General features: G+C 61.7%; 23 protein-coding genes. 1 reads left to right on the top strand and 22 read right to left on the bottom strand.

Translation table 11 applies throughout. The annotated features are described in order from the left end of the window. Positions 1-81: 81 nt before the first annotated feature. From agaV to ACTQV3_RS01770, 17 genes are all read right to left on the bottom strand, one after another. A complete protein-coding gene (gene agaV / locus ACTQV3_RS01850) occupies positions 82-564 on the bottom strand; it encodes a PTS N-acetylgalactosamine transporter subunit IIB (RefSeq protein WP_154514998.1) in 483 nt (160 codons plus the stop codon). A 36-nt stretch (positions 565-600) separates the two neighbouring features. Then, positions 601-882, bottom strand: coding sequence for a preprotein translocase subunit YajC (gene yajC, locus ACTQV3_RS01845; protein WP_022094612.1), 282 nt, complete (start codon positions 880-882; stop codon positions 601-603). Continuing rightward, positions 882-1,325 (bottom strand): PTS fructose transporter subunit IIA, encoded by a 444-nt coding sequence (locus ACTQV3_RS01840; RefSeq protein ID WP_117743271.1) that lies wholly within the window; start codon positions 1,323-1,325, stop codon positions 882-884. Before ACTQV3_RS01840 ends, yajC begins: the two co-directional genes overlap by 1 nt. A gap of 646 nt (positions 1,326-1,971) precedes the next feature. Continuing rightward, positions 1,972-3,057, bottom strand: coding sequence for a hypothetical protein (locus ACTQV3_RS01835; protein ID WP_441068413.1), 1,086 nt, complete (start codon positions 3,055-3,057; stop codon positions 1,972-1,974). Positions 3,058-3,184: 127 nt separating this feature from the next. After that, complete coding sequence (locus ACTQV3_RS01830) at positions 3,185-4,270, bottom strand: isocitrate/isopropylmalate dehydrogenase family protein (RefSeq protein WP_441068411.1); 1,086 nt, start codon at positions 4,268-4,270, stop codon at positions 3,185-3,187. A 6-nt stretch (positions 4,271-4,276) separates the two neighbouring features. After that, positions 4,277-4,975, bottom strand: a complete 699-nt coding sequence (locus tag ACTQV3_RS01825) for a hypothetical protein (RefSeq protein WP_427718960.1) — start codon at positions 4,973-4,975, stop codon at positions 4,277-4,279. Between the two features lie 15 nt (positions 4,976-4,990). Then, positions 4,991-5,419 (bottom strand): hypothetical protein, encoded by a 429-nt coding sequence (locus ACTQV3_RS01820; protein WP_427728604.1) that lies wholly within the window; start codon positions 5,417-5,419, stop codon positions 4,991-4,993. A 5-nt stretch (positions 5,420-5,424) separates the two neighbouring features. Continuing rightward, positions 5,425-6,504: an NAD(P)-binding domain-containing protein gene (locus tag ACTQV3_RS01815; RefSeq protein ID WP_441054140.1), complete on the bottom strand. Its 1,080-nt coding sequence runs from the start codon at positions 6,502-6,504 to the stop codon at positions 5,425-5,427. A gap of 98 nt (positions 6,505-6,602) precedes the next feature. Then, positions 6,603-7,556: a DegV family protein gene (locus ACTQV3_RS01810; RefSeq protein WP_427718953.1), complete on the bottom strand. Its 954-nt coding sequence runs from the start codon at positions 7,554-7,556 to the stop codon at positions 6,603-6,605. A 79-nt stretch (positions 7,557-7,635) separates the two neighbouring features. Further along, positions 7,636-8,220: a ribosome hibernation-promoting factor, HPF/YfiA family gene (gene hpf / locus ACTQV3_RS01805; protein WP_055285508.1), complete on the bottom strand. Its 585-nt coding sequence runs from the start codon at positions 8,218-8,220 to the stop codon at positions 7,636-7,638. Between the two features lie 317 nt (positions 8,221-8,537). Continuing rightward, the gene (locus tag ACTQV3_RS01800; protein WP_441068467.1) at positions 8,538-9,530 is read right to left on the bottom strand and encodes a substrate-binding periplasmic protein; all 993 of its coding nucleotides are present in this window, start codon (positions 9,528-9,530) and stop codon (positions 8,538-8,540) included. 749 nt (positions 9,531-10,279) lie between these two features. After that, on the bottom strand, positions 10,280-11,389 hold the full coding sequence (locus ACTQV3_RS01795; RefSeq protein ID WP_441068409.1) for a hypothetical protein: 1,110 nt from the start codon (positions 11,387-11,389) through the stop codon (positions 10,280-10,282). 11 nt (positions 11,390-11,400) lie between these two features. Further along, positions 11,401-12,159, bottom strand: coding sequence for a ComF family protein (locus tag ACTQV3_RS01790; protein ID WP_441068407.1), 759 nt, complete (start codon positions 12,157-12,159; stop codon positions 11,401-11,403). A 150-nt stretch (positions 12,160-12,309) separates the two neighbouring features. Continuing rightward, positions 12,310-14,004, bottom strand: coding sequence for a PSP1 domain-containing protein (locus tag ACTQV3_RS01785; protein ID WP_441031314.1), 1,695 nt, complete (start codon positions 14,002-14,004; stop codon positions 12,310-12,312). Continuing rightward, positions 13,995-15,122 carry a DNA polymerase III subunit gene (locus ACTQV3_RS01780; RefSeq protein ID WP_441068406.1) on the bottom strand — a complete coding sequence of 376 codons (1,128 nt, stop codon included), beginning with the start codon at positions 15,120-15,122 and terminating at the stop codon, positions 13,995-13,997. Before ACTQV3_RS01780 ends, ACTQV3_RS01785 begins: the two co-directional genes overlap by 10 nt. A gap of 1 nt (position 15,123) precedes the next feature. Beyond that, positions 15,124-15,807, bottom strand: a complete 684-nt coding sequence (tmk, locus tag ACTQV3_RS01775) for a dTMP kinase (RefSeq protein WP_441068404.1) — start codon at positions 15,805-15,807, stop codon at positions 15,124-15,126. Positions 15,808-16,241: 434 nt separating this feature from the next. Continuing rightward, positions 16,242-17,534, bottom strand: a complete 1,293-nt coding sequence (locus ACTQV3_RS01770) for an IS30 family transposase (protein ID WP_441562907.1) — start codon at positions 17,532-17,534, stop codon at positions 16,242-16,244. Positions 17,535-17,753: 219 nt separating this feature from the next. Here ACTQV3_RS01770 and ACTQV3_RS01765 point away from each other — a divergent pair, with 219 nt between their 5' ends. Next, positions 17,754-18,740 (top strand): zinc-ribbon domain-containing protein, encoded by a 987-nt coding sequence (locus tag ACTQV3_RS01765; protein WP_427794015.1) that lies wholly within the window; start codon positions 17,754-17,756, stop codon positions 18,738-18,740. 151 nt (positions 18,741-18,891) lie between these two features. Here ACTQV3_RS01765 and ACTQV3_RS01760 read toward each other — a convergent pair whose 3' ends face one another. From ACTQV3_RS01760 to ACTQV3_RS01740, 5 genes are read right to left on the bottom strand one after another with little or no spacing between them, the layout of a single operon-like run. After that, a complete protein-coding gene (locus ACTQV3_RS01760) occupies positions 18,892-21,483 on the bottom strand; it encodes a DNA topoisomerase I (RefSeq protein WP_441068696.1) in 2,592 nt (863 codons plus the stop codon). A gap of 54 nt (positions 21,484-21,537) precedes the next feature. Continuing rightward, positions 21,538-22,221, bottom strand: a complete 684-nt coding sequence (gene hypB / locus ACTQV3_RS01755) for a hydrogenase nickel incorporation protein HypB (protein ID WP_152068470.1) — start codon at positions 22,219-22,221, stop codon at positions 21,538-21,540. A 54-nt stretch (positions 22,222-22,275) separates the two neighbouring features. Then, on the bottom strand, positions 22,276-22,632 hold the full coding sequence (hypA, locus tag ACTQV3_RS01750; protein WP_152068469.1) for a hydrogenase maturation nickel metallochaperone HypA: 357 nt from the start codon (positions 22,630-22,632) through the stop codon (positions 22,276-22,278). Positions 22,633-22,638: 6 nt separating this feature from the next. Then, complete coding sequence (gene tatC, locus ACTQV3_RS01745; RefSeq protein WP_427718932.1) at positions 22,639-23,436, bottom strand: twin-arginine translocase subunit TatC; 798 nt, start codon at positions 23,434-23,436, stop codon at positions 22,639-22,641. Continuing rightward, complete coding sequence (locus ACTQV3_RS01740) at positions 23,436-24,008, bottom strand: twin-arginine translocase TatA/TatE family subunit (protein ID WP_427718929.1); 573 nt, start codon at positions 24,006-24,008, stop codon at positions 23,436-23,438. The genes tatC and ACTQV3_RS01740 overlap by 1 nt, the downstream gene beginning before the upstream one ends. Positions 24,009-24,044: the final 36 nt, after the last annotated feature.

The following is a 24,044-nucleotide window of genomic DNA, read 5'->3' as shown; positions in this document are numbered from 1 at the left end:
CCTTTCAAAATGCATGTACGCACTTTTGATATCACGTACAGAACGTCAGGGTTTCACTCCTGACAATGTGGATCACGAGGATTACGAGAAGAGCTTGCTCGTGTCCTCAACAGGCGTGCTCGGAACGCGCCTGATCTCCAGCTCCACCCCCAATTCCTGCAGCTCTTTAAACGCAGCGACATCCTCGTCGTTAACTGCGACGGAGGTGGCGACTTGGCGCTTTCCTTCCGACATGTGCATGTTGCCGATGTTTACCTTCTTTATAGGCACACCGCCCTTGACGAGCGTAAGCACGTCTTCCGGTGTTTCGGCCACGATGAAGATCTTCTGGCGCGGGCTCGCCTTGCCGATGACGTCGATGGTCTTCTGCAGGGAGAAGAAACGCGTAGCGACGCCGGCGGGAGCGGCCATCTTCATGAGGTTCTGGCGCATGGTATTGGTTGACACGTCGTCGTTGGCGACGAGGATGAGGTTGGAGCCCAGAGTGGAGTTCCACTGGGTGGCAACCTGACCATGAATCAGTCGGTTATCGATGCGGGTAAGAAGAATGTTGGGTTCTGCCATGTTGATCAGCTTCCTTTCGCTATTTGCTGACGACAGTTACTTGATCTCCTGAATCGCGTAACGCGAAACATCTACGACGGCTCCGGATCGGACTTTGATCTGGACCTTCTCGCCTTCGATGCCCTTGACGGTTCCGTAGATACCGCCGGCGAAAAGAACCTCCTGACCCGGCTTGAGCTCGGTGTGCAGCTCCTTGAAGTACTTCTGCTTCTTCTTCATGTTGATTTGCGACCAGATGGTGTAAATCAAGCCCATGATGACAAGCAGGCCTAAAAGGGCGACCGAGGAGCTCAGGACGTTGGCTCCGAAATCGGCCATTAGATGCCATCCTCGTCGCCAAAGATATCCTCTTCGTCGGAGCCGGCAACGGATGCGACCGTCTGGGCGGTGATGCCCGTCTGGCCAACGGTCACTGCCTGCTCGCCAAGCTCGGCGAGCGTGGCATTGCCGCGGAGGAACAGAAGCTCAATAACCATGGGGAGGTTAGTGCCGGTCAGAACTTCGACGTTGTCGACATCCTGGGCAATCATCATCGACTGGTTAAACGGGGTGCCGCCAAGCAGATCGGTAAAGACGAGCACGCCATCGCACTCCTCGCGCATGGCAGTAATAGCGGCGCGGAGATCCTCACCGTAGGAAGCAGCCTGGTCGCCCTCGAAAGGAACGACGGTAAAAGCGGGCTGGTCACCGGCAACCATAGCGATAGCGCTTGCGAGACCGGGTGCGAACTGTCCATGACCGGTAAGAATAAAGCCAACCATTCAAATTTCCCTTCCGAAGGTGTGTACGATCTGAGTCCGATGATTTTCGGAAGCCAGCGGGCGCTCGCCCTTAAAGCTTCTTGGAAAGCGTTCTTTGAAGACCAGTGGTTTCTCAACTGGTAGTAACCACGTGACGTGTTGTTGTCACTATATCACCCCAGAAGAGGTCGCTTTCGTTGATTCATACAGTAAAACGTTTTTGCACCGCTCACGGTGATATTTCGACCGTTTACCGGTCGTTAACACATCTACCTGCGGTTTTGAAACCGTTTCGAAATGCTTTGGCAAAAGATCGGATCTTTTCCCGTGTCTAAACAACGCAGGGCGGCTAAAAATAGCGTGTAGAAAAATTGCAGGTCATTGTGAAGATATGTGAATTGGTCTTTTTGACTTAATACCAGTCTGAACCAGTTTTGAGATTATCGGCGAACGGTCGTTTTCGACCGTTCACCGGTTACTTGCAATCGTTTGCAGTTGTTTTCCCAGATGAATTAGGGAGACCCGATGAAGCACGTGCGTGATCATTCAATCTGCCCTTTCCGTCTCAATAGATAGCCCTCCAACGCAAAAAGCCCCCTAGAACGATGTCCGTTCTAGGGGGCTTCATCAGATATTTCGGCTTCGTACTCGAAGGCTCAGGTAATCTTTACGCAAACAGGCCGTAGATGCTGATATTGGCCTTGGCGTAGAGGCCGTTGGCGTACTCGGTCCACTTGGAGCTGGCGCTCGAAGCCTGCGAAGAGTACTGCTGGTAGGCGGTGTAATAGGCGGTCATGGCCTGCTTATAGGTAGCGCTATCGGCCGTAAAGGCATCGTCGGCGAAGGCCTTAGCGTAGGTGCTATCGGCGTCCTTCCAGGTGCCCTTCTTGCTATCCCACTCGTCACCGGCAAGGTTGATGATGTAATCGGCGTAGTCCTTGCTCGCGGTGTCCTCGTTGCCGTCAGAAGGCTCGGTCGGAGCGATCGGCATACTTGCGGAGCTATCGCCCACCTTCTTCTTGTAGAGCTTCTGCAACGTCGCGGACTGACGGACGATCTGCTTGGCCTGGTCCTTGGACACGCCATACTGCGTGGCCATGGTCTTGTAGTCCGAAGTGCCGATAGAATCCTCGGCGTACTTCTTCATCTCCTTAGAAGAGACGGTGATGCCCTCGTCCTCGGCGGCGTCGAGCAGAATCTTGTTGCGCACGTAGGACAGGATAACGTCGGCAGAGGGAGCGGTGTAGTTGCCATCGCTATCCTTGACGGTATCAAGGCTGTACTGGCTCTCGATGGCCTCGCGCGCGGTGATGTCGCTCTTCTTGCCGTTGTAGCTGTAGCTTGCCACGGTCGAATCGAGCTGGTCCTCGGTGAGGGTCGCCGAGCCGACGCCCTTGCCGCCAAAACCACCGTTGCCGATAAAGAAGCCGACCACGGCAGCGATCACGATGGCGACCACAAAGGCGGCAATCATCGTCTTCTTGTGCTTGGATGCGCTGTCGTCCACGTCGGAGTCATCGTCCTCGTCCTGCTCCTCAGGCATGAGGTTCTCGTCGGCGGCATCCGCGGCAATCTGAGCCTCCAGGCGGGCGTCCTCCTCCTCGGCGGTCGTGCCGGCAGCAATGTGCTCGGCAGACGTATCTGCGACCAGATCGATCTTCTCGTCCTCGTCACCGTCGGGGCCTTCGCCGCGCTCGATGATCTGGATGCCGTCGATCTCGTCCTTCTCGTCCTTCTTTTGAATCAGACCCATATCAGTTACTCCTTGTTAAGAAACATAGTCCTCAATAGAATACGCCCGACAGAGCGCCGGGCGTATTCATTCTCAGGTTATCCGCAAACGTATAAGTACCGCTTAGGCGTTTGAAAGCCGTATCCCCTTAGGCAAGATGCGCGATAACGGCATCGGCAAAGGCCTGCGTGCCCACGGCGCCCTCAATGGAGCCGGTCTGGGCACGACGCACGTCACCGGTAACCTGCTCGCCCTCGTCGAGCGTGGCAGATACGGCGGCGCGAATGCGATTGGCAGCGTTGTTCTCGCCCAGATGATCGAGCATCATAGCCGCAGACAGAATCTCGGCCGTGGGGTTAGCGATATCCTGACCAGCGATATCGGGCGCGGAGCCATGCGTGGCCTCAAAGATGGCACAGTCGGCTCCGATATTGGAGCCGGGGGCCATGCCAAGGCCGCCTACAAGACCGGCGCACAAGTCGCTGACGATATCGCCATACAAATTGGGCAGGACCAGAACATCGAAGTCGTTGGGGTTCTGAACCAGACCCATGCAGGTGGCGTCGACGATCTTGTCGTTGAACTCGATATCGGGATAGTTGGCAGCCACCTCGCGAGCCACGCGCAGGAACAGGCCGTCAGTCGCCTTCATGATGTTGGCCTTATGCACGGCCGTCACCTTTTTGCGGCCGCAGCGGCGAGCATACTCAAAGGCGTACTCCACAATACGGCGGCTCTTGGCGATGGAGATGGGCTTGATCGAGATGGCGGAATCCGCGGCGAAGGTTTTCTGACCCGAGCGCTCGACAAGCTGTGAAAGCTCCTCGACCTCGGCAGCGCCTTCGTCGAACTCAATACCAGCGTAGAGGTCCTCGGTGTTCTCGCGCACGATAACCAGGTCGACATCGCGGAAGCGCGAGCCATCGCCCGGTTGCGACAGGCAGGGGCGCACGCAGGCGTACAGATCGAAGTACTTACGCAGGGCAACGTTGACGCTGCGGAACCCCGTACCGACCGGCGTGGTGATGGGGCCCTTGATGGCAACTTTGGTCTGGGCGACGGCATCGAGCACATGCTGGGGCAGCGGCGTGCCAAACTCGTCCATGACGCCGGCACCGGCCTCCTGGACGTTCCAATTGATCTGGACACCGGCGGCCTCGACCACGCGGCGCATGGCCTGCGTAATCTCGGGACCGATCCCGTCACCGGGAATCAGGACTACATCGTGCGCCATAATCTGTTACTCCTCGTCTTCGGCGTCGTCAGATTTTTTAACGCTAGCACGCTTCTTCTTTTTGGAGAGATCCAGGCCAAAACGTTTAACAAGCATTTCGCAAATCTCGCTCGAACGGGCCTTGAGATAGCTGCCCTTGCCGTTCTCGGCATCGAACTTAAGGCGCAGCGCAAGCTTCTCGGCGATCTCGGCATCGATCTCGCCTTTGCCAAACTCGTACAGGCAGCCGAGCATATCGCGATACTCGAGGTCACCGTGGTAGCACTGGATGGCCTCGTCCAGGATGGGCCAAGCCTCGCGCGAACGCTCGACGCTCGTGGCACCCCACACGCACAGCAGGCGGAAGGCGGCATAGCGCAGCGTGGAGGAAATCTCGTCAAACAGTGCGGTCTCGGCGCCCTCAAAGGCATCGCCCAGCTGGTCGGGGCAGGTGGTGGCGAGCGCCGCCAGGGCATCGAGGGCCTCCCAGCGAGTCTGAGCCTCGGGCCGGTCGAGCGCCTCGATCAGCGCGGGCACGCAGGGCACGACGCGCTGCGGATCGCGCTCGGCAAGCAGGTGCAGCACGCGGGCGGCAAACTGGCGGATACGGCGCGTGGGGCAGCCGAGCTCCTGGACCAAGCGGTCGACGGTGTTCTCGTTCTCCTCTGCCAGCTGAAGCTGTGCCAGCTCCTCGTCGGTGAGCTGTTCGTCTTTGTTTTCTGCCATAGTTACCTCTTCTTACTATTTCTTAGTGTGCCTGCCAGCACCCTTGCTGTCATCGGTGACCGAGATGAGCTGTCGGTCAGCCGCGCCATTGCGACGCGCGCGGCGGCGCTCCTCGGCGTCTCCTGCGTCGGCGGCGGCGCGATGAGCCTGGTTGACGTTAAAGACCTCATCGTGCTTGCGCCACGGACCAACGGACTCGCCAAAGCTCATCTTAAGGCCGGCGATAAAGCCGCCAAGCCAGCCGATCGGCGCAAACTGCACCAGCGGGAACAGCGAGAACACCCAGGTCAGCAGGACGACTGCCGCCGCTCCTGCAAAGTTGGCAATCCAGTAGTCGCGCTTGGTGACGACGCGCTTTTCGCACGCCCACTGGCCGCACAAAAAGCCAATGTAGATCGCAAAGAGAAAGAGCACTAGTGCAAGCACCACGAACGTCCAGCTCATGGGCGCTACTCCTCGTGATGGTGGCCGCAGCAGCACTCGTGGCCGTCGTCATGGCCGTGGCCGCCGCAGCACTCGTGGCCCTCGCCATAGTGGTGGCCACAACCGCACTCGTGGTCGTCGCCATGCTCGCCGCAACCACAGCCTTCCTCGTGAGCACCATGCTCCTCGGGACGATACTGCGACCAGTCCAGACCGGCGGCAATGGCGTCGGCCTCCTCCTTATAGAGGACATTGATGGCCTGGGTACCCAGCTTGGCGCCACCGATGGCGTCGAGCATGTCATAGAGCGTAAAGGCCACGTCGGCGCCGGGCAGCGCAAGCTCGCGGTCGTCGGCATAGGCGAGCGCCAAGCGCAGGTCCTTGATGAAGTGCTCCACCATAAAACCGGGCTTGTAGTCGCCGTCGAGCGCCTTGGGCGCCAAGCTCTCCATGGCACCGGACTTGCCGGTGCCGCCCAGGATCATCTGACGGGTCTTCTCCATATCAAGGCCGCTCAGCTCGGCAAACGCCAGCGCATCGGCCATGCCAACCATGCAGGCGCCCAGCGACACCTGGTTGGCGAGCTTGGCAGCCTGGCCCTTGCCGGCGCCATCGAAGCAGCAGATGGTTGCCGCAAAGGTGGAAAGGATATCGCGGACCGGGGCAATGTCGTTCTCGGTAGCGCCCACGATAGCCGTAAGCGTGCCGGCGATAGCACCCGACTCGCCGCCGGTGACGGGGCAGTCAAACGCCATGCGGCCGGAAACCTGGGCGGCCTCGGCAATGTCGCGCGCCAGCTCGGGCGAGCTCGTGGTGAGGTCGATTAGGACCGCACCGGGCTTAGTACACGCGAGCAGACCGTCGCCCGCCAGGTAGAGCTCCTCGACCTCGGAGGGATAGCCCACCATGGTAAAGACGACGTCGGCGTTCGCCGCGGCATCTGCCGGCGTATCGGCCCAGACGGCACCGCGCTCAACAAGCGCTGCAGCCTTGGACTTGGTGCGGTTGTTGACCGTGACGGGATAGCCAGCGTCCAGAATGTGGCCGGCGATAGGGGCACCCATGATTCCGGTGCCGATAAATGCGACAGAGAGCTTGTTTGCCATGAAACCTTTCCTTTTGGGTTGGGTGTTATTACCAGGTTGAATACTCGTTGCCAGCGTTTGGGCTGTGAGTCGAGGGCGATTACGGACGCAGCGCTTGCCTACTGGCCGCGCACGCGGCGGGCGATGCGGTCGGAAAGCGACGCCTTGTCGGTGCGGTTCTTGCCCCAAAACGCGCAGGCCACCATGCCGGGGCCCACGTGCGAGCCGATGGTGGGGCCCACGGAGCTGCGAATGATCGTGACGTCGGCGCAGCCCTCCTCCTTGCGGATGGCGGCTTCGAGCCAGTCACCGTCCTTTTCGGCATCGGCCGTCATGATGGCGATGGGCATGGTGCGATCGGGCACGTAATTCTCGCGGAACGACTTGAGGATGGACTTGAGCGCCTTCTTGCGGCCGCGGTTGACGCCGATCAGCGACAGCGAGCCGGCAAGGTCGTAGGAGAGCTCGGGCTTGACGTCGAGCTTTGCCGTGAGCTGCGCCGCCGCGGGCGGAATGCGGCCGCCGGCAGCCAGTGCATCGAAGCTCTCGAGCGTAAAGTAGCCGTGCACGTAGGTCTTGGCCTCGTTTGCCCAATCGACCAGCTGCTTGGCAGTCAGTCCCGCCGAACGCTGGCGCACGGCCTCAAGCGCCAGGAGCTCGCCGGTCGCGCAGGGCAGAGCGTTGTCGACCACGTAGAGCTCAAAGTTGGGATACTCGGCGCGCACGGCATCTGCCGCCTGGCACGCGGAGTTGTAGCTCGACGACAGCGCCGAGGTAAAGCACAGGTAAACCGTGGGCGTGCCCTCTTTGGCGCACTCGGTAAAGAACTCGATATAGCGACCGAGCGACACAGCCGAGGTGGACACGCGGGCACCGGCGCGCATACGGTCGTAGAACTCCTTAGGGCTCATGCTCGACCAGATGTCGTCCGTGCGCTCCTCGCCATCGATAATGAAAGGGAAGCCCAAGATATCGACATCGAGGTTCGCGGCGACCTCGGGGTTAAAGTCGCAGCAGGTATCGACGACGATACGGCAACGGTCCGAATGACCGGCGGATGCGGCCTTGTCCATCAAAGCGACTCCTTACGTAAAAAGGCGGCCACCCGCATGGGATGGCCGCCAACCGTTAACTCATGCAAGTTAACGTATTTTACTCGTCAAGTGTTTCGATGCGGGGCTTGATGATGCCATATCCACCATTCTTACGGTGATACACCACATTGATGAGGCCAGTCGTCGCGTTCTCGAACACGTAGAAGTCGTGGCCGAGCAGATCGGTCTGCACCAGCGCCTGCTCCTCAGTCATCGGGGTGACATCGATGACCTTCTCGCGGACGAGCAGGTCGTCGTCCTCCTCGGGCAGCAGCAGGTCGGCCAGATCCTCGACGCGCTCGACCGGTGCGACATCAGCGGCGCTGGCACCGCCCTGGCGGTTGTCCACAACCTTGGTCTTGAACTTGCGCAGCTGGCGGGTGACCTTATCGGCGGAGAGATCGATGGCGGCATACATATCTGCGCCGTGCTCGGCGACGCGAATCACAGAGCCGCGGGCACGAACCGTGACCTCGACGATTGCCGGGTTGGGATTCGAGGGGTTCTTCTCATAACGAAGCACGACGTCGACTGTCATGGGCTCGATATCGAAAACCTTGAGCGCCTCGCCGATCTTCTCGTCCACATGCGCACGCAGAGCATCGGTTACCGTCGTCTTGCGTCCAGAAACCTTGATATCCATACGTGGCTCCAATCTGCCTCGGGGACTTACTGTACTGGCTATGTACCCATTGCCGTGCATTTAATCACCCGAATTCCCAAAGGCCCGAATAACGACTGCTTGATACCGCATACCGAAGTCTCGCACTTTTCCGCGGCAAAGTGCGCTATATGAGGGCGTCGGCGGAGTTGGTTTTTCTCCTGGAAATTGCCCTTGAGCTGCTGGTTTTATCAAAATTGAAAAGCCGGGCTCCCCTATTGGGGAGACCCGGCCATGCGTGTTGAAACCGTGAAGAAGCACCTTGTTCAATGTATGGCAGGCGCCACCCCTACCAATAACTAGCTATTGAGCTTGTTGATGTCATCGTCGGTGATGGCGCCCTCCTGACTAGACGACGGGCTGTCGCCGTTGTTATCGGAGGTGTCGCCATCGGAGGACTCGGTCTCGTTGGACGTGGATTCGGATGCCTGCACATTGGCCCCCGAAACAGTCTTGGCGGTAAGGTCATAGGGCATTTGGCCGTACCAGACGCAGTGGACCGCCTCGAGCGTGCCGTCGACCGTGATGTCGTCGAGGGCATCGCCCACGGCACGGCACAGCTCATCGTTAGAGCTAAGGCCTGCGACGCCAAGCGTGGAGGGCGTCTCGAGCGTGCCGACACAGGAGATCTGGCTCATCAGGCGCGCGAGGTAACCACCGGCCGTGGAATCACAGATCACGTAATCGACCTCGCCCGACTCGAGTGCCTCGAAGCACTCGTTGATGTTGGAGAAGGTCTTTTGGTTGGCCGTGATGCCCTGCTTGGCGAGCGCTTCCTGCGAGGCCGAGAAGGTCTGAACGCCCAGGGTAGCGGTGTTAAGCGTTTCGGTGGAAACGCTCAACGACTCGCCGTCACTGCTCTTGCCGAATACGGCGGGGGCGTCGTACAGACAGGTGCCAAGCGAGCTGATATCGCCGTCCGTAGAGCTGACGTCGCCAATGAAGATATCGGCCTTTTTATCGCTGAGCGCGGAATCGGCCGAGGACGCATCGACAAAGGCGACCTTGAGACCCATGCGGCATGCGAGGGCACGAGCGGCATCGACCGCATAGCCCGTCAGGTTTCCGTCGGCATCCTGCATGGCTTGCGGGGCATCGGAAGTATCGAGGGCGACCGTCAGGGTTCCCGGCGTGACCAGGGCATCGTCCGATACCGTGGGGGTAACGGTCTCGCGCTCAATCTGGTCGATCGTGGGCGTCGTGAACGTGGACAGTGGATTGAACGCGCATCCACTCAGGCCCAAAACGGCAATGACCGCCGCGGTCCCAGCACCCAACCGAGCTGCATGCATCAAGCTGCCCCTCACCATGTCCGCTACCCTGCCTTCTGTGTCGTATACGATCCGTGCCCTGCACGGAATATCGGGTTGTTCCCACCAGCTGACCTGGTATTTGACCCCACACTTGCGCACCGGGGCGTTTGCTCGGGAGGCCGCAGCCACCTTCACGACTGGCCCGCTCGCCCGCGAGGCGGTATTGCCCCAAAGAAAGTAGAACGGACGGTGCGGCTTACATCTAGGACGCGCCATGATCGCGCCGCGCGCACGCGGTCGCTTACGTGGATCCCTTTGACCGCGTCTGTCTTGGACTTGGATGGGCGCATTGCCCGTCCGCAACCACAGCCTGGCGGGAACGTAGCGCATTATAGCTAAGTTCAAGCTAAAGTTTAAGGTTAGGTCGTCATTCGCACCGTGAGCACAGATTTTGCAGGTCGGAGCGGACCGTGCGTGTTCCCATGAAGCCCGGAGCTCCCCTACGGGGAGCTCCGGGGCGCCCGCCTCGGGGTGCCGTGGCCAAAAAATGGCAAATATGAGTACTGTTACCAATTTTGTAACAGGCAATTTTGGCCTCTCGGACAGATTTTGCGCTCAGTGTCGCCAACCTGATGCTTAGTTATTCTACATTTGTTTATTATCTTTTTACTTTACGATGCCTCCGAGTCCTAAATTCCTTGATTTTGCTGTTACTGATTTAGTGACAGTACTCATATTTGCCATTTTTTGGCCAGGGCATATGATTAACCCCCTATTTTCGACGCGAATTATATCGGTTTAAGCCCAAAACACGCCCGCAGCGTGTTAAGCAACGCCTCTTGCTTCTTCCTGCGGGCATCGACACGATTCCGGTACCGCTTTCGCATACGCTGGTGGATGCGCCATGCGAGTGCCTCCATTGCCTCCATGTCGCAAAGCATTTCGTTGTTGACCGTCGCGACCTCGATTCCCATAGTAATCAAGCCCGTGTTGCGTTTTTCATCATGGATACGTCCCCTCCGGGAGGAATGGCCCAGCTCACCGTTGTATTCCAGGTCAAACCGGGCTGCTTCCTGATACGCATCGCAAACTGCATGCGGCATCCCCGAGATTGCCTGCGCGCGGTCATCGAACTCAATCTTGTAGTCGGTCTTAAAAGGACCGCAGGCAAATCCACCATAGGAAAACGGAAGTGAAAACATGGCAAGCATGATGCACTCCATGGGTGAGCGCAGGTTTTCCGACAGATAGGGACACAGCCGCCGCAGTTGTTTGGCCGCACTCCCCTTGCATGTCGCAAGGTAATCTGCCAGGCGATCGGGCGTCAGCACCGGCTCGACTTCAAAGTAGCCCACGTCTGCCGGTTGGTCCTTGTCCTTTGCAAGTCTATTCGCAACAGGCGAGGTATAAGGAGGTAGATACTTCCCGCGATCGCTTAGTGAAATCTTGGAACACAGTTCCTGGGCCAGGGCAAACGCCTGGGTACAGCCGACCTCGCGGGCGACGGCAACACAAAGGGCCTCGGGAGATAGGCTGTACACCCCCGGTTCCACCTCTAGAATCGAGCCGGCAGGCAACCTGGAGCACACGGACCAGCCCACGCCAGGCATGCGGCGGCGCTGCGCCGCAGATCCCACCAGCAAGCACAGATCTTCTTGCACTTCGCCGCTTTTGGCTCCAATTCGCACCAGGTCGGGAAGATAGATATCCTCGGTCGAAGGCGATGACGTACACAGCACGCGGCGCTCTTCATCGGGATTGAGGTCCTTCCAGCCGATGTAGCCCATCTGCCGGCGCTCGGCTCGAATCAAGCGCAACGCCGAGGCGCCCGCCAGAATCACGGAAGCCGCTAGCTGCTCTTTTGTCGGTTTATTGCGCTGCCTGATTGTTACCGCCACACGAATCACCCCTACCAAACGCGTGCGATAGCGAGGCCATCGACGGCTTTGGCGCCGGCGCGCTTAAGCTCCGCCGAGGCCGCTGCCATTGTTGCGCCCGTGGTAATGACATCGTCGATGAGCAGCAGACGACAGCCACGTACATCCTCGACCGTCTCGTACATGTCCCGGGCATGTTCCCGGCGCTCGGCGCGACCGAGTTCGCGCTGGTCGCCATGACCGTATTTGACCAAGGCGTCCAGCAATGGCACGCCCGAAAGATCGCAAAACGAGCGCGCGATTGCTTCCATGTGATCAAAACCACGCCGCCGAAACGCCGCCGCAGTCGCGGACACAAATACCACCGCGTCGGCACCGGACAGCACGCCGCCGTAACGGTCGGGGGCTGCTGCCTGGGCATGCAAGGCGGTGTCGTAGAGCAGCTCCGCCAGATACGGTGCCAGACGGCGCTCGCCCGCATCCTTGTATGCCTTGATGATGCGCGGCAACGGATGTGCATAGACAGCGCACGCCAGGCAGCGATCGAGGGCCTTAGCCGCTGCCGAAGACGCACCCTCGACCGAGCACTCGGTACACAGCAGGTCTCCAAACGGAGCGCCGCACCTCGTGCAGCTGTGGCGCGGATCGACAAGCGTGAGCGACGCCAGGCACTCATGACAAATAAGCGCACCGGCACGCTCGCAGCCGGCGCATCGCGTGGGCGAAAGAACCTCGAGTGCCTCATGCGCCGCGCGCTCGGCAAACGGTAGCAATTCATCCGCTAACGGCAAGATGCCGGCACTCCGTAAGCGGCTCAAACCATTCAGATAGTTATTTATGACAAAACCCTCCCTACGCTTGGGCGAAGGGAGGGCTGTCGATTCAGTGCCATGATACCCCGTTGCACTTGGGGTCAGACAAGTCGAATCCGCTTGCGGGCGCTATTCGCCGGCAGGCGGTTGCGGTGCGGACGAGGTGTGGGTCGAGCCTTCGCCACCATCCTGGCGCGGCTTGCGGGAACGGCGACGGCGGCGGCGCTTCTGACTCTGGTCGGCCGAGCCCTCGCCACTGCGATCCTCACGCGGTTCGCGCTCGTCGCGAGCACCGCCGCGCGAAGCCTTGGCGGCAGCTCCTCCGCCATCGCCGGGGCGACGGCGCGTGACCTTGACTTCACCATCCGAAACCTGATCGGCCACAGAAGGAACCGAGGGTTTCTGCTGCGTGCCCGAGGAATGGCGACGGCGCGGACGCGGCGCGCGCTCCTCCTCGCCACGTGGCCTGCCAGCCTTGTCGGCAGGCGCGTCGGAGGCCGAGACGCCCTTGGGAGCGGCACCGGCCTCGCGAGCGGCTGCGGCGCGGAAGGCGTCCTCGCGCTCCTCGCTCGACAGGTGGCGGCGACGACGGCGCGTGGGGTTCATGCCGCCGCCGCGGTTTTGCTGCTGGGGCTGCTGAGCCTCGCGCTCGCGAGAGGCGTTCTTGCCCGCGGTCTCGCCGTTGTCGACGGACGCCGCGCGCTTGCGGCGACGACGGCCGCCGGCCGCCTCCTCGGCCTCGGAAGCCTCGGCCTTGCCGCGGCCCTTTCCGCGGCCACGACCCTCGCCCTGACCCTGACCGGCACAAGCATCGGATTCGGCATCGCGACGACGGCGCTTGGGCATCGACGTGCCGGCCAGACGGTCGGCACTCGACAGGCCATCGCCCACGTCGACGCCGTTCTCGCGATCGAGCTCCATGAGCGCCAGGCGCATCTCGGGCGACTCGATGCGCTCGAGCACATCGCGCGTCACGCAGTCGGGGCGGCAGCTGCAGCCCTGCTCGGCGGCCTTCTTTTTGCAGCCCTCCGAGCACGTCATATCGGCCAGGTTGACCTTAAAGACTTTACCGTTCTCCAGGCGCAGCACCAGCTGCTCACGCGGCGTGTCATATTCCTGGATACGCGCCTTGCCGAGCGGCGTATCGATGAGCGTCTTCTTTTTGGGCGCGCGGCTCTTAAAGTCCTTGTACGCCTCGAACTCATAGCGCAGGCAGCACATCAGGCGGCCGCACACGCCGCTGATCTTAGACGAATTGAGCGGCAGGTCCTGCTCTTTTGCCATGCGAATCGAGACGGGCTCAAACTGTCCGCCAAAGCGCGTGCAGCAGAGCTCCTGTCCGCATTGGGCATAGCCGCCCACCAAGCGAGTCTCGTCACGCACGCCAATCTGGCGCATGTCAACGCGAATGTGCAGCGTCGAGGACAGGTCCTTGACGAGCTGACGAAAATCGACGCGCTCCTCGGCCGCAAAGTAGAATACGGCTTTCTCGCCGCCAAACAGGTATTCGACACCCACCGGCTTCATCTCGAGGTCGAGATCTTTGACCAGACGGCGGAAATCGACCATGGCCTCATCGCCCTGGATGGCCAGGTCGTCGGCAAGCTGCAGGTCGATATCGCTCGCCACACGCAGCACGGGCTTGAGCGGCTGACCGATCTCGTCTTGCGGCACCTCGAAGGGATCGGCCGTGACCAGGCCGATCTCGGTTCCGCGCTCGGTGGAGCAAATGGCATAATCGGCCTCGAGGATATCCAGATCCTGCGGGTCAAACCACAGGTCGCGCGAGGCGTAGGTAAACTTAACGGGTACGACTAACGGCATTTCAGTGCCTTCCTGATATCGAACAGCATGACCTCGATGGCCAGCTGGGGAGTAACGTTTCTGGCAATGTTGCGCTCGGCGGTCGCGACCGCCTCGAGCGCCCGGGTGGCACCCGCAACATTCGTCGCGGCGGCAAGCCGCCCGATTGTGTCGCGCACGTCCTCGTTCACAATGTCTGCCGCCTCATCCTGAAGCGTCAGCAGCACGTCGCGCATGAGCGTCCGCGCGCTCGCCAGCGCTTCCATGATACCCGAACGCTCGCGCGCATTGAGTTCGCGCTTGTTGCGGTCCTCAAGCTGCTTCAATGCTCCACGCGACAGATAATCGGCGTTTTGCTCGAGCACCTTTTCCTGCGTGGACTTGACCTCGGCGAGCGGAGCCTTAACGGCGACGATGAGCGACTTGGCGCGGCTGAGTACATCGGCCTCGTCGGCGGCGATGAGCGAATCGATGGCGCGGATCATCTGGCGGCGAGCATCCTGACGCTCGGCGCTCTTAAGGAACTCGATGCCGCGCGTGGGGCTCCCCGCCACGGCGACCGCCATGCGACAGCGTGCGAGATCCTGGCCCGTCGCGCGGCTCACGGCCTTCGTGGCCACGGCGGGCGACACCAGCCGAAACGGCACGCACTGGCAGCGGCTCACGATGGTGGGCAACATCGCGTCTGCCGAGGTGCCCAGCAAGATAAACATAACGCCCCCGGGCGGCTCCTCGAGCGTCTTGAGCAGTGCGTTGGCGGTGTTGGCGCGCAGCTGCTCGGCACGGTCGATGATGTAGACCTTGGCCTTGGCACGGATGGGCGCCAGCGGCACGTCGTCGAGCAGCTCGCGGGTCTGGGCGATGAGGTAGCCCGTGGCGCTCTCGGGCGTGTAATAGTGCACGTCGGGGTGCGTATGGCGGGCGACACGCACACAGCTATCGCATGAGCCGCAGCCGTCCTGCTCGCACAGGAAGGCTTGGGCGAGCGCCCAGGCGGCATCGAGCTTGCCGGCACCGGGAGCGCCCAAAAACAGGTAGGCGTGCGATGCGCGGCCGCTGGCGACGGCGTTGGTCAAAAAATCGCGTACGCGCTCTTGGGTGTCGAGCTTGGCCAGCAGGCTTGCCTGAGCGGGGGCCATGTTACTCGGCCTCCTGGGCAAGCGTGGCGGTGACGGCGTCCTGGGAAATGTCGAGACCGTACGCGCGAACCTGCTCGACCGTACGCGCGAAGACGTCCTCGATGGAAGCGGTGGCGTCGATGAGCTTCACGCGATCTGGCTCCTCGGCGGCAATGGCACTAAATCCCTGGTAAACGCGCTCCTGGAACGCCATGCCCTTGGCCTCCATGCGGTCGACCGCACCACGGGCGGACATGCGCAGCGCCGCCTGCTCGGGCGTGATGTGATAGACGAGCGTGAGTGCCGGGTGCGTCCCCGCGACAGCAAGGTTGTTGGCGTCGCGTACCATCTGGCGATCGAGGCCGTCGGCAAACGCCTGGTAGCAGGTCGTGGAATCATAGAAGCGGTCACACAGGACCACTTTGCCGGCCGCAAGGGCGGGAGCTATGGCCTCGTGCACCAGCTGGGCGCGTGCGGCCTCGTAGAGCAGCAGCTCGCAGGTATCCCCCATCGCCGTATTTGCGGGGTCGAGCAGCAGGGCACGGATCTTTTCACTAATGGCGGTACCGCCCGGCTCGCGCAGACTCACCACCTGGTAGCCGGCAAGATCGAGCGCACGGGCAAGCAGACGCGCTTGCGTAGACTTGCCGGCGCCGTCGACGCCCTCGAGCGTGATAAAGCTATGTTGAGCGGGCTCAAAAGCCATGGGCGCAGTCCCTTCCTACAAGGCGCGTAAATGCAGATATATCAACCAAATCATGATACCCCAGGGGCAGGCGCACCCCAAATCCAACCTAGTCATTGGGGACGTTCTTAAATGACTGGTCGTTTAAGAACGTCCCCAATGACTAAAGGTGCCTTTCCAAAGTTGCGGTGAAATAGGGACTGATTGAAGCTCTAAGACCGCCAAACAGGGTTGATTTCCGATCTCAGCCGAACACATTGAGCTGATGGCTCGCTCCCGCAGTTAACCGAACGCCCCCGCGGCCCCTCTCGGGCCCCGGGGGCGCCATTTTCCCAGTTGAAGGAATGGTGGAGATGTGTTTCGATGGGTCCGGTGGCCATGCCCCGCCCGCCGCCCGGCACCTCTTCCCAGACTCAGCCGGACGGTCGGTCCGTCTATTCCGTTTTTCTCCTAGGCTAGGCCAGCGGGGCATCGCCCCTCTCTGCGCGCGCCCTCTCGATGAGCCCCGGCGTCAGGTCGAGGTCGCCGAGCGGCACGTCCTCCACGCCGTAGGCGTCCAGCAGCGCCGCCGCGTCCTCCCCGAGCATCGCCCTGAAGGCGCGCGCGGGCGTCGCGAAGCCGAGCGCGCCGCGGGGCTCGGAGTTCACGTGCGACATGGCCAGCGCCAGGTCGGCCGGGACGAGCCGGTCGAACCTGATTCCGGCGCCCTTGGGCAGCAGCTTCCTGATCTCGACGTGGTTGCGCTCGCAGGCGCCCTTCTGGTCGCTGCGCCTGGGGTCGCAGTAGAACAGCCTCGTCTCGCCCGGCCCCTCGCCGAGCAGCGCCGCGACCGCCGCCTCGTCGGAGAACTCGGCGCCGTTGTCGGTGAGGACGGCGCGGAACACGCGGCGCGTCCCGTCGGCGCCGAGGATGGCCCGGACGCCCTCCAGGGCGCCCGCGACGCACCCGGCGGTCTTCTCCTCCAGCGGCAGCGCGAGCTGGAGCCTGCTGGGGCGGTGCAGCAGCGTGAGCAGGCAGGCGGAGTCCCCCCGGGCCCCCTCGACGGTGTCCATCTCCCAGGCCGCGGCGCACGCGTCCTCCCCGAGGGCGAGGAACGCGGCATGCGACCTGCGGGCGGAGTGGCGGGTCGCCGCCCGGCCCGCGGCGCGCTTCCTCGGCCTGTAGCCGACCTTGCGCCTGAGCTCCATGTTGGTCATGCCGTCGTAGCCCGCCGAGACCCAGCGGTAGATGGTCGACGGCGACAGGTCCACCGGGCCGCCGTTGCGCGCCGCCATCTGCTCGGGCGACAGCCCCCGGCGCAGGCAGTCCCTTATCGCCTCCAGCCTGGCCGCCGCGGCGGGCTCGTCGGCGTCTATCCCGCGCCTGGACGAGACGAGGACCGAGTCGGCGCACAGCTGCGCGGCCCGGGCCTCGTAGAAGACGTGGGGGCGGCGCTTGCAGCCGATTGCGCGGTACCGGCCGCAGCCGTTGCAGCATCGCGGCCACGCCGCCAGGCGCGGGCAGGCCGCCGACAGGTCGGCGGAGGCGTCCACGCGCTCGCCGCGCCTGGCCTTCGGCGCCGTCACGAACCTGTGCGACGCCACCTCGGCGCTCACCGTCGAGGGCGACCTGCCCAGCTCCCTCGCGATCTCCCTGCACGACGCCCTGCGCTCCAGCATCCTCTGGACCGTGTCCCGCTCGTGCCTCGTGAGCCTTCCGTAGGCCCTCGGGACCGCCCTTGCGGAGCCGCTCTTCTTCTTTCCGGACATGCCGTCCTCCGATCTCCCGGGGCCGGCCGATCCGGCCCTCAGGGTATCGGGTTCCCACATTCATCCGCACATGTACGGATGAATGTGGGAGGTGTTCGGATAAAGTTGATACTCAAGGGACCGCCAAACAGTCCCTATTTCACCGCAACTTATGATGGGGAATTTTGGATGCTTGGTATAATCGTCGTATGGCATTGAAATGTGGCGAAAGGAGTGGCAATGTCTCGGTATTGCGCCTCGTGCGGCAAGCTTCTTGCAGATAATGCCAAGTTCTGCACCTCGTGCGGTGCACCCGTTGAGCAAACAGCCGCGAGCGATAGCCAGCCCGCTTTTGAGCAGACCGGGCCCCTTGATACGCCGCAAGCCAAGGCGGACGATCCCCTCGCTTATCGCCCCGACCCCGCCGCAAGCCCCGCGGCCGTCGAGACCACGCAGTGCATACCCGTCGCGAGCGGCTCGCCCCAACAGCAGCCGGCTCCCGCATACGCGCCTGCTTCGCCACAGACCCCCGCTCCCAAAAAGAGCGGCACCGGGGCGCTTGTCGCCGTTATCGTTGCGCTGGTGGCAATCATCATCGCCCTGGTCATCTTCTTTGTGATCAAACCGTTCGACAACTCCGCCACGCAGACGACTGCCGAGGTTACCAAGCTGCACCACGATGTTGACGATGATGACCTCAAGCCTCTCGGCGACCCCAATAGCCTTTACGACGATGACGATGACGACGAGGACGAGGCTGGCGGCGAAGCAACCCTCTCCGAGCAGAACCTCTACCGTCGCCTGAGCGAATACTACGACCTGCTCGAGGACCTCGATAGCCAGGTCCGCGCCTGCGCGCAGGCCTTCAATGGTAGCTATCTGGAAGAAGATCGCACCACCCGTCAAAATCTCGCCGACGTCGCCGAGCGCACGGAGGAGACCATCGAGCAGTATTACGATATCGTCGAGGACCTGGACGTCCCCATGAGCTCCAAGAACTACCACTCCTGGAAAGACATCATTGCCCTGTATGACGACCTGGATCACCGCATCGACGCGATCTGCGATGCCTGGGAGATCAGTCTAAAGTACGCAAAGCCCTCGGACCATAAGGACGAAATCGTGGCGCCGCTGGCACGCGACAACGAGCCGGGAACCAGCAGCAACAAGTATCGCTTGGACTTTGAGGACCGCTATCCCAGCGCCAAACCCGTCGAGGTGAACTAGCTTTTTGTCGTTCCCGAGCTGGCAGTTAGGGACGTTCCTACACTGCCGGTAGAAAAGGAACGTCCCCAACTGCCGAACTGCCGAACAAAAAACGGGCGAGGACCATGGGACCCTCGCCCGTTTTTGTTTTGGGCAATGTTTCGGCTGCGCGCTACTTGCTGGCGGCCGCCTTCTTTGTGGTCGTCTTTTTCGCGGCAGCCTTCTTGGCAGTCGTCTTTTTCGCCGTGGTCTTCTTTTTCGCTGTGGTCTTCTTCGCCGTACTCGCCTTGGTCGTCGTCTTGCGGCCGCGGGCGGGCTTCTTCTCCTTGGTCGGGCAGTCCATGTTGACGCAGATACGCCACGGACCGCGCGCCGTGTTGACCACCACGATGGGAGCGCCGCACTCGGGACAGGTCTCGCCCGTCGCCTCGAGTTTGCCACGCGCCGGCAGCGGATAGCTCACGCCGCAATCGTCATAGTTGGTGCAGCGGATAAAGCGCTTGCCGCTCTTCTCGCTCTTGTGCGCAATCAGATCGCCATGGCGTCCGGCCTCGGCGCACACCTTGCACTCGCCCACCTTAAGGTCGGGCTCGTAATTGGTGGGACACGTGGGGTTCACGCAGATCTCGAAAGCCTTCTGGCGGAACGGCTGGCACTTAATGCGCGGTGCGCCGCATTCGGGACACACGGCCGCCTCGCCCTCGAGCGGGCTCACCTTGACACCGCTCGGCACCGGATAGGTCACGTCGCAGTCGGGCCAGCCCATGCAGCCGATAAAGCTGCCGCGGGTCTTGGCGCTCGTCTTCATGACCAGATCCTTGCCGCACTTGGGGCAGGCGCCCACGCGCGCATCGGCCGTGACGGCATCGCTGATGGCGTCGCCCAGCTCCTGCGTATGCTTGAGCAGCTCATCGAGCACGCCGGCCAGCAGTGCGCGCGAGTGCGTCACGACATGCTCTTCGGTATCTTCGCCGCGCTCCACGCGGGTCATGTCGCCGTCGAGCTCGCTGGTCATATCGGGGCTCGTGATGCGCGGGGCAAACTGCGACAGTGCATCGATGATGGCGATACCCAGCTGACTCGGCTCCACGGGATCGTTTTTGAGGTAGCGCACGGCGTACAGACGCTCGATGATGCTCGCGCGCGTGGACTTGGTGCCCAGGCCGCGCTTTTCCATCTCCTGCACAAGCTTGCCCTGGCTGTAGCGTGCGGGCGGCTCGGTCTGCTTGGCCTCGAGCTTAATGTCGAATACGTCGACCATGTCGCCCTGCTCCAGCGGCGGCATCTGCTCGTCGCGCTTGAGTCCGTACGGGTATACCTCGCGGAAACCCGGGGTCACGAGCACATCGCCCGAAGCCACGAACGGCTCGCCGTTCACGTCGAGCTCGAGCTTGGTGTTCTCGATGGTGGCGGGGCCCATAAGCGTCGCCAGGAAGCGACGAGCGATGAGGTCGTAGAGCTTGCGCTGGCCACCGTCGAGCGTGGACGGATCGCCCTCGCCCGTGGGGTAGATAGGCGGGTGGTCGGTGGTCTCGACCTTGCCGCGCGTGGGCTTCATGGGACCGGCGAGCACCTTTTTGCATACGGGCGCCAGCGCCGGGTTGATCTTTGCCAGGTCACTCACCACGGCGCCCAGATCGAGCGTCGCGGGGTACACGGTGTTGTCGACACGCGGATAGCTGATAAGACCCGCCATGTAGAGGGACTCGGCGATGCGCATGGTGCGTGCGGGCGAGATGCCCTCGGCCGCAGCGGCAGCCTGCAGCGAGGTGGTCGCAAACGGCGTGGGCGGCTGCTGCTTGCGCGAGCGCTTGGTCACCGCGGCAACGGTTGCCGTCGCAACGCCGTCGACATGGTCGTACGCCATCTCGGCAGCATCCTTGTCGGTAAAGCGCGCCGTCTTGTGCGCGATCTTAAAGCGGTCGTCCTCGGCAGCAGCCTGCGCGGCAGCCATGCCGCGAATCTGCCAGTAGTCCTCGGGCACAAACGCCATGCGCTCGCGCTCGCGCTCGACCACCAAGGCGAGCGTCGGGGTCTGCACGCGGCCGGCAGAACGCACGTTGCCAAAGCCGCCAAACTTGGCGAGCGTCAGGTAGCGCGTGAGCACCGCACCCCAAATGAGGTCGATGTGCTGACGACTCTCGCCGGCATCGGCCAGGTTCTGGTCGAGCGAGACGAGGTTATCAAAGGCCTGCGTGATCTCGGCCTTGGTAAACGAAGAATACTGGGCGCGGGCAACCGGTAAGTCGGGCGCAACCTCGCGCACCTTGTTGAGGGCGTCCGAACCAATCAGCTCGCCCTCGCGATCGAAGTCCGTGGCGATGATGACGCTGTCGGACTTCTTGGCAAGGTTCTTGAGCGAGCGAATGAGTTCTTTCTCGGCCGGCAGCTTGATAACGGGCGCCCAGGTAAGGTAGGGCAGGCTCTCGAGCTTCCAGCCTTTGATGGAGATACCGTCGGCAAGGAACGGTTTGCGCTTGGTGTCATAGGGCGGACGCGCCAGGCCATCGGGTATGTCGGCCGGCAGCATCTCGCCGTCCTCGGTGACCGAATACCAACCCAGCTTTTTATCGAACAGCACGCTGTCGCAAAAATCGGGCGCAAGGATGTGACCGGCAAGGCCGATTGTCACGCACTCCTCGCCCTTCCACTCAAAACGGTAGATGGGGGTGTTGTACACCTTGTCCTTTTTGGGCTTACCCGTGGAAAGACGCTCGGCAATCTGGCGCGCGGCGTCGTTTTTCTCGGCGATGATGAGCTTCAAAAGAGGCTCCTATCTCGTGTGTCTGCGGCTGCGCCCGCACGTACGACGGCCGACTTACGCCCTTGTTTGTTCGATCTGCCCGATGAGCCAATCGCACCAGGCATCCATGCCCTCGCCCTTGCGTGCGCTCACGGCAAACCGCGGCGCCTGCGGATTGAGGTCATCGAGTGTCTTAGTATACCTATCCATGTCAAAATCGAAAGCCGGGGCCACATCGACCTTGTTGAGCAGCTGTGCGCCAGCGTGCTGGAAGATGCCCGGGTACTTAATGGGCTTGTCGTCGCCCTCGGGCACCGAGAGAATCATGATGGACAGGTTCTCGCCCAGGTCAAAGTCGACCGGACAGACCAGATTGCCCACGTTTTCGATAAAGATAACATCGATGTTTTGAAGGCCCACTGCCTGGTCAAACGCATCAACGGCCTCCATGATCATGTTGCCCTCGAGGTGGCAAAGACCGCCCGTGTTGATCTGAATGGCGGGCATGCCGGCTTCCTTCATGGTGATGGCGTCGACATCCGAGGCGATATCGCCCTCGATGACGGCACAGCGCAGGCCGGCTTTGTCGCGCAGGCGCTCGTTGGTGCCCAGAATCGTGGTGGTCTTACCAGAGCCGGGACTCGACAGCACATTGATCACATAGGTGCCTGTCTCTTTGAATCGCTGACGCAGCTGATCTGCCAGGCGCTCATTGCGCGACAGAATTGGCGATGCGATATCAATAGTTTTCTCGGCCATACTCGGCACTCCTTACTTCTACCATTTATACCCCGTCCCCAAATGGCAGGCTGGTTAATTGTCGGGGGTTTCGATCTCGATGCTGGCGATGTCGAGCTCGCGGCCGTGCAGCAGGCGCACGTTGGTGCCGCCACACTGAGGACAGCGGCAATGGAAGCGGTCGTGTTCAAAGACCTCGCGGCAGTCCAGGCACTCGCTTTGTGGATGGACTTCCTCCACGGCAAGCTCGCAGCCGCGCGTGAGCATGTCCTCGTCGCGAAACGTCTCCCACGCAAAGTCGAGCGCCTCACGCACAACTTCGGTCATATCCCCAATGCGCAGCGTTACCAAAACAGCGCGCGAGGCCCCCGCCCCACGCGCCGCGCGAATCACTGTATCGAGTATGCCGTTGACAATGCCAACCTCGTGCATACGGATTTACTCCTCGTCGTCGTCCTCGTCGTCGTTCGAGAACAGATCCAGACGGCTCACAAACAAGCCTTCCTTGCCATCGCGCGCGGTAATGACCACGCGGGCGATGGCGAGCGAAATCTCGTAGAGCGAGAGCAGGGCGCCATACATGAGACCCAGTGTAACGGGCGAGCCGTCGGGCGTAATCACAGCCGAGCCCGCAAGCAGGCCAACGTATACGTAACGCCAGGCACCGCGGAAGGCCGCATAGGACACGATATGGAAGACAGACAGGTAGAAGATGATGAGCGGCAGCTCAAACGCCACACCAAAGCCGATCATAAAGAGCAGCTCCATGTTGACGTAGTTCTCCAGATCGGGCAGCGCCGTAGCGACGGCCGAGGTTTCGCCGATGAGCCACTCAAAGCCCGCAGGGATGATGATGAAGTAGCAAAAGATTGCGCCCAGGAAGAACAGCACCGTCGAGGCGAGCACCGTGGGCACAACCCATTTGCGCTCGTTGGGGCGAAGCGCCGGCAGGAAAAACGCCAGAATCTGCCAAATGATCATAGGCGTGCACATGACAACGGCCATCTTGAGAGCCAGCGAAAAGCGCAGACCAAAGCCGCCGAGCGTGGTGGTGATGTAGAACTTACCGTCCGGCACAAAGGAGCGGATGGGGTCTTCCAGGATGTCGAGCACCACGGGCGTGGCGAAATACAGCACGATGGCGGCGGCAAAGACTGACACGACCACGATGGTCAGGCGACGACGGAGCTCACCCAGATGATCGAAGAGCGGCATGCGCGCAGGTCCGATAGGCATTACTCATCGCCTCCCTTCGGGGCATGGGCGGCAGCGGCGTCGTCCTCGGCCTCGAGCTCGCGAGCGAGCTGGTCGACGACGGCCTTGCGCTTGCGGGGACGACGGGCGTAGAGGTCAGCCGTCGTGGGCTCTGCCGGCTCGGGCTCGGGCTCCGGCTCTGCAGCAGGCTCGGGCTCGACGGCGGCAGCGGCAGACTCGGGGCCCTCAGCCTCGCCAGCAGCACCTTCGTCCTCGGCAGCACCCTCACTCGCGGCCTTCTCGGCGGCAAGGCGGGCACGGCGCTCGGCAAAGGTCTCCTTCTTTGCGGGCGCGGCCGTCTCGACGGCATCCTCGTCCGCATCGGAATCGTCATCGACGGCAGCCTTCTTGGGCTTGACCGGAGCCGAAGCGGCCTCGCTTACCGGATCGATAATCTCGGACTGAACAACAGCCGTCATCTTTTCCTGCGTCTCGCGGAACTGACGGATGGCACGGCCGATCGTGCGGCCCATCTGCGGGAGCTTATCCGGGCCAAACAGCAAAAAGCCGAAGACCACGATGATCGCGAGCTCACCCTCTCCAATACCAAACACACATACCTCCAAGGCTCGATGTGAGTCGAGCCCGCA

This window comes from Collinsella sp. LCP19S3_A7 (assembly GCF_052121995.1).
In the GTDB taxonomy this organism is placed as follows: Bacteria; Actinomycetota; Coriobacteriia; order Coriobacteriales; family Coriobacteriaceae; genus Collinsella.
This window is presented reverse-complemented; position numbering and strand designations above follow the sequence as displayed.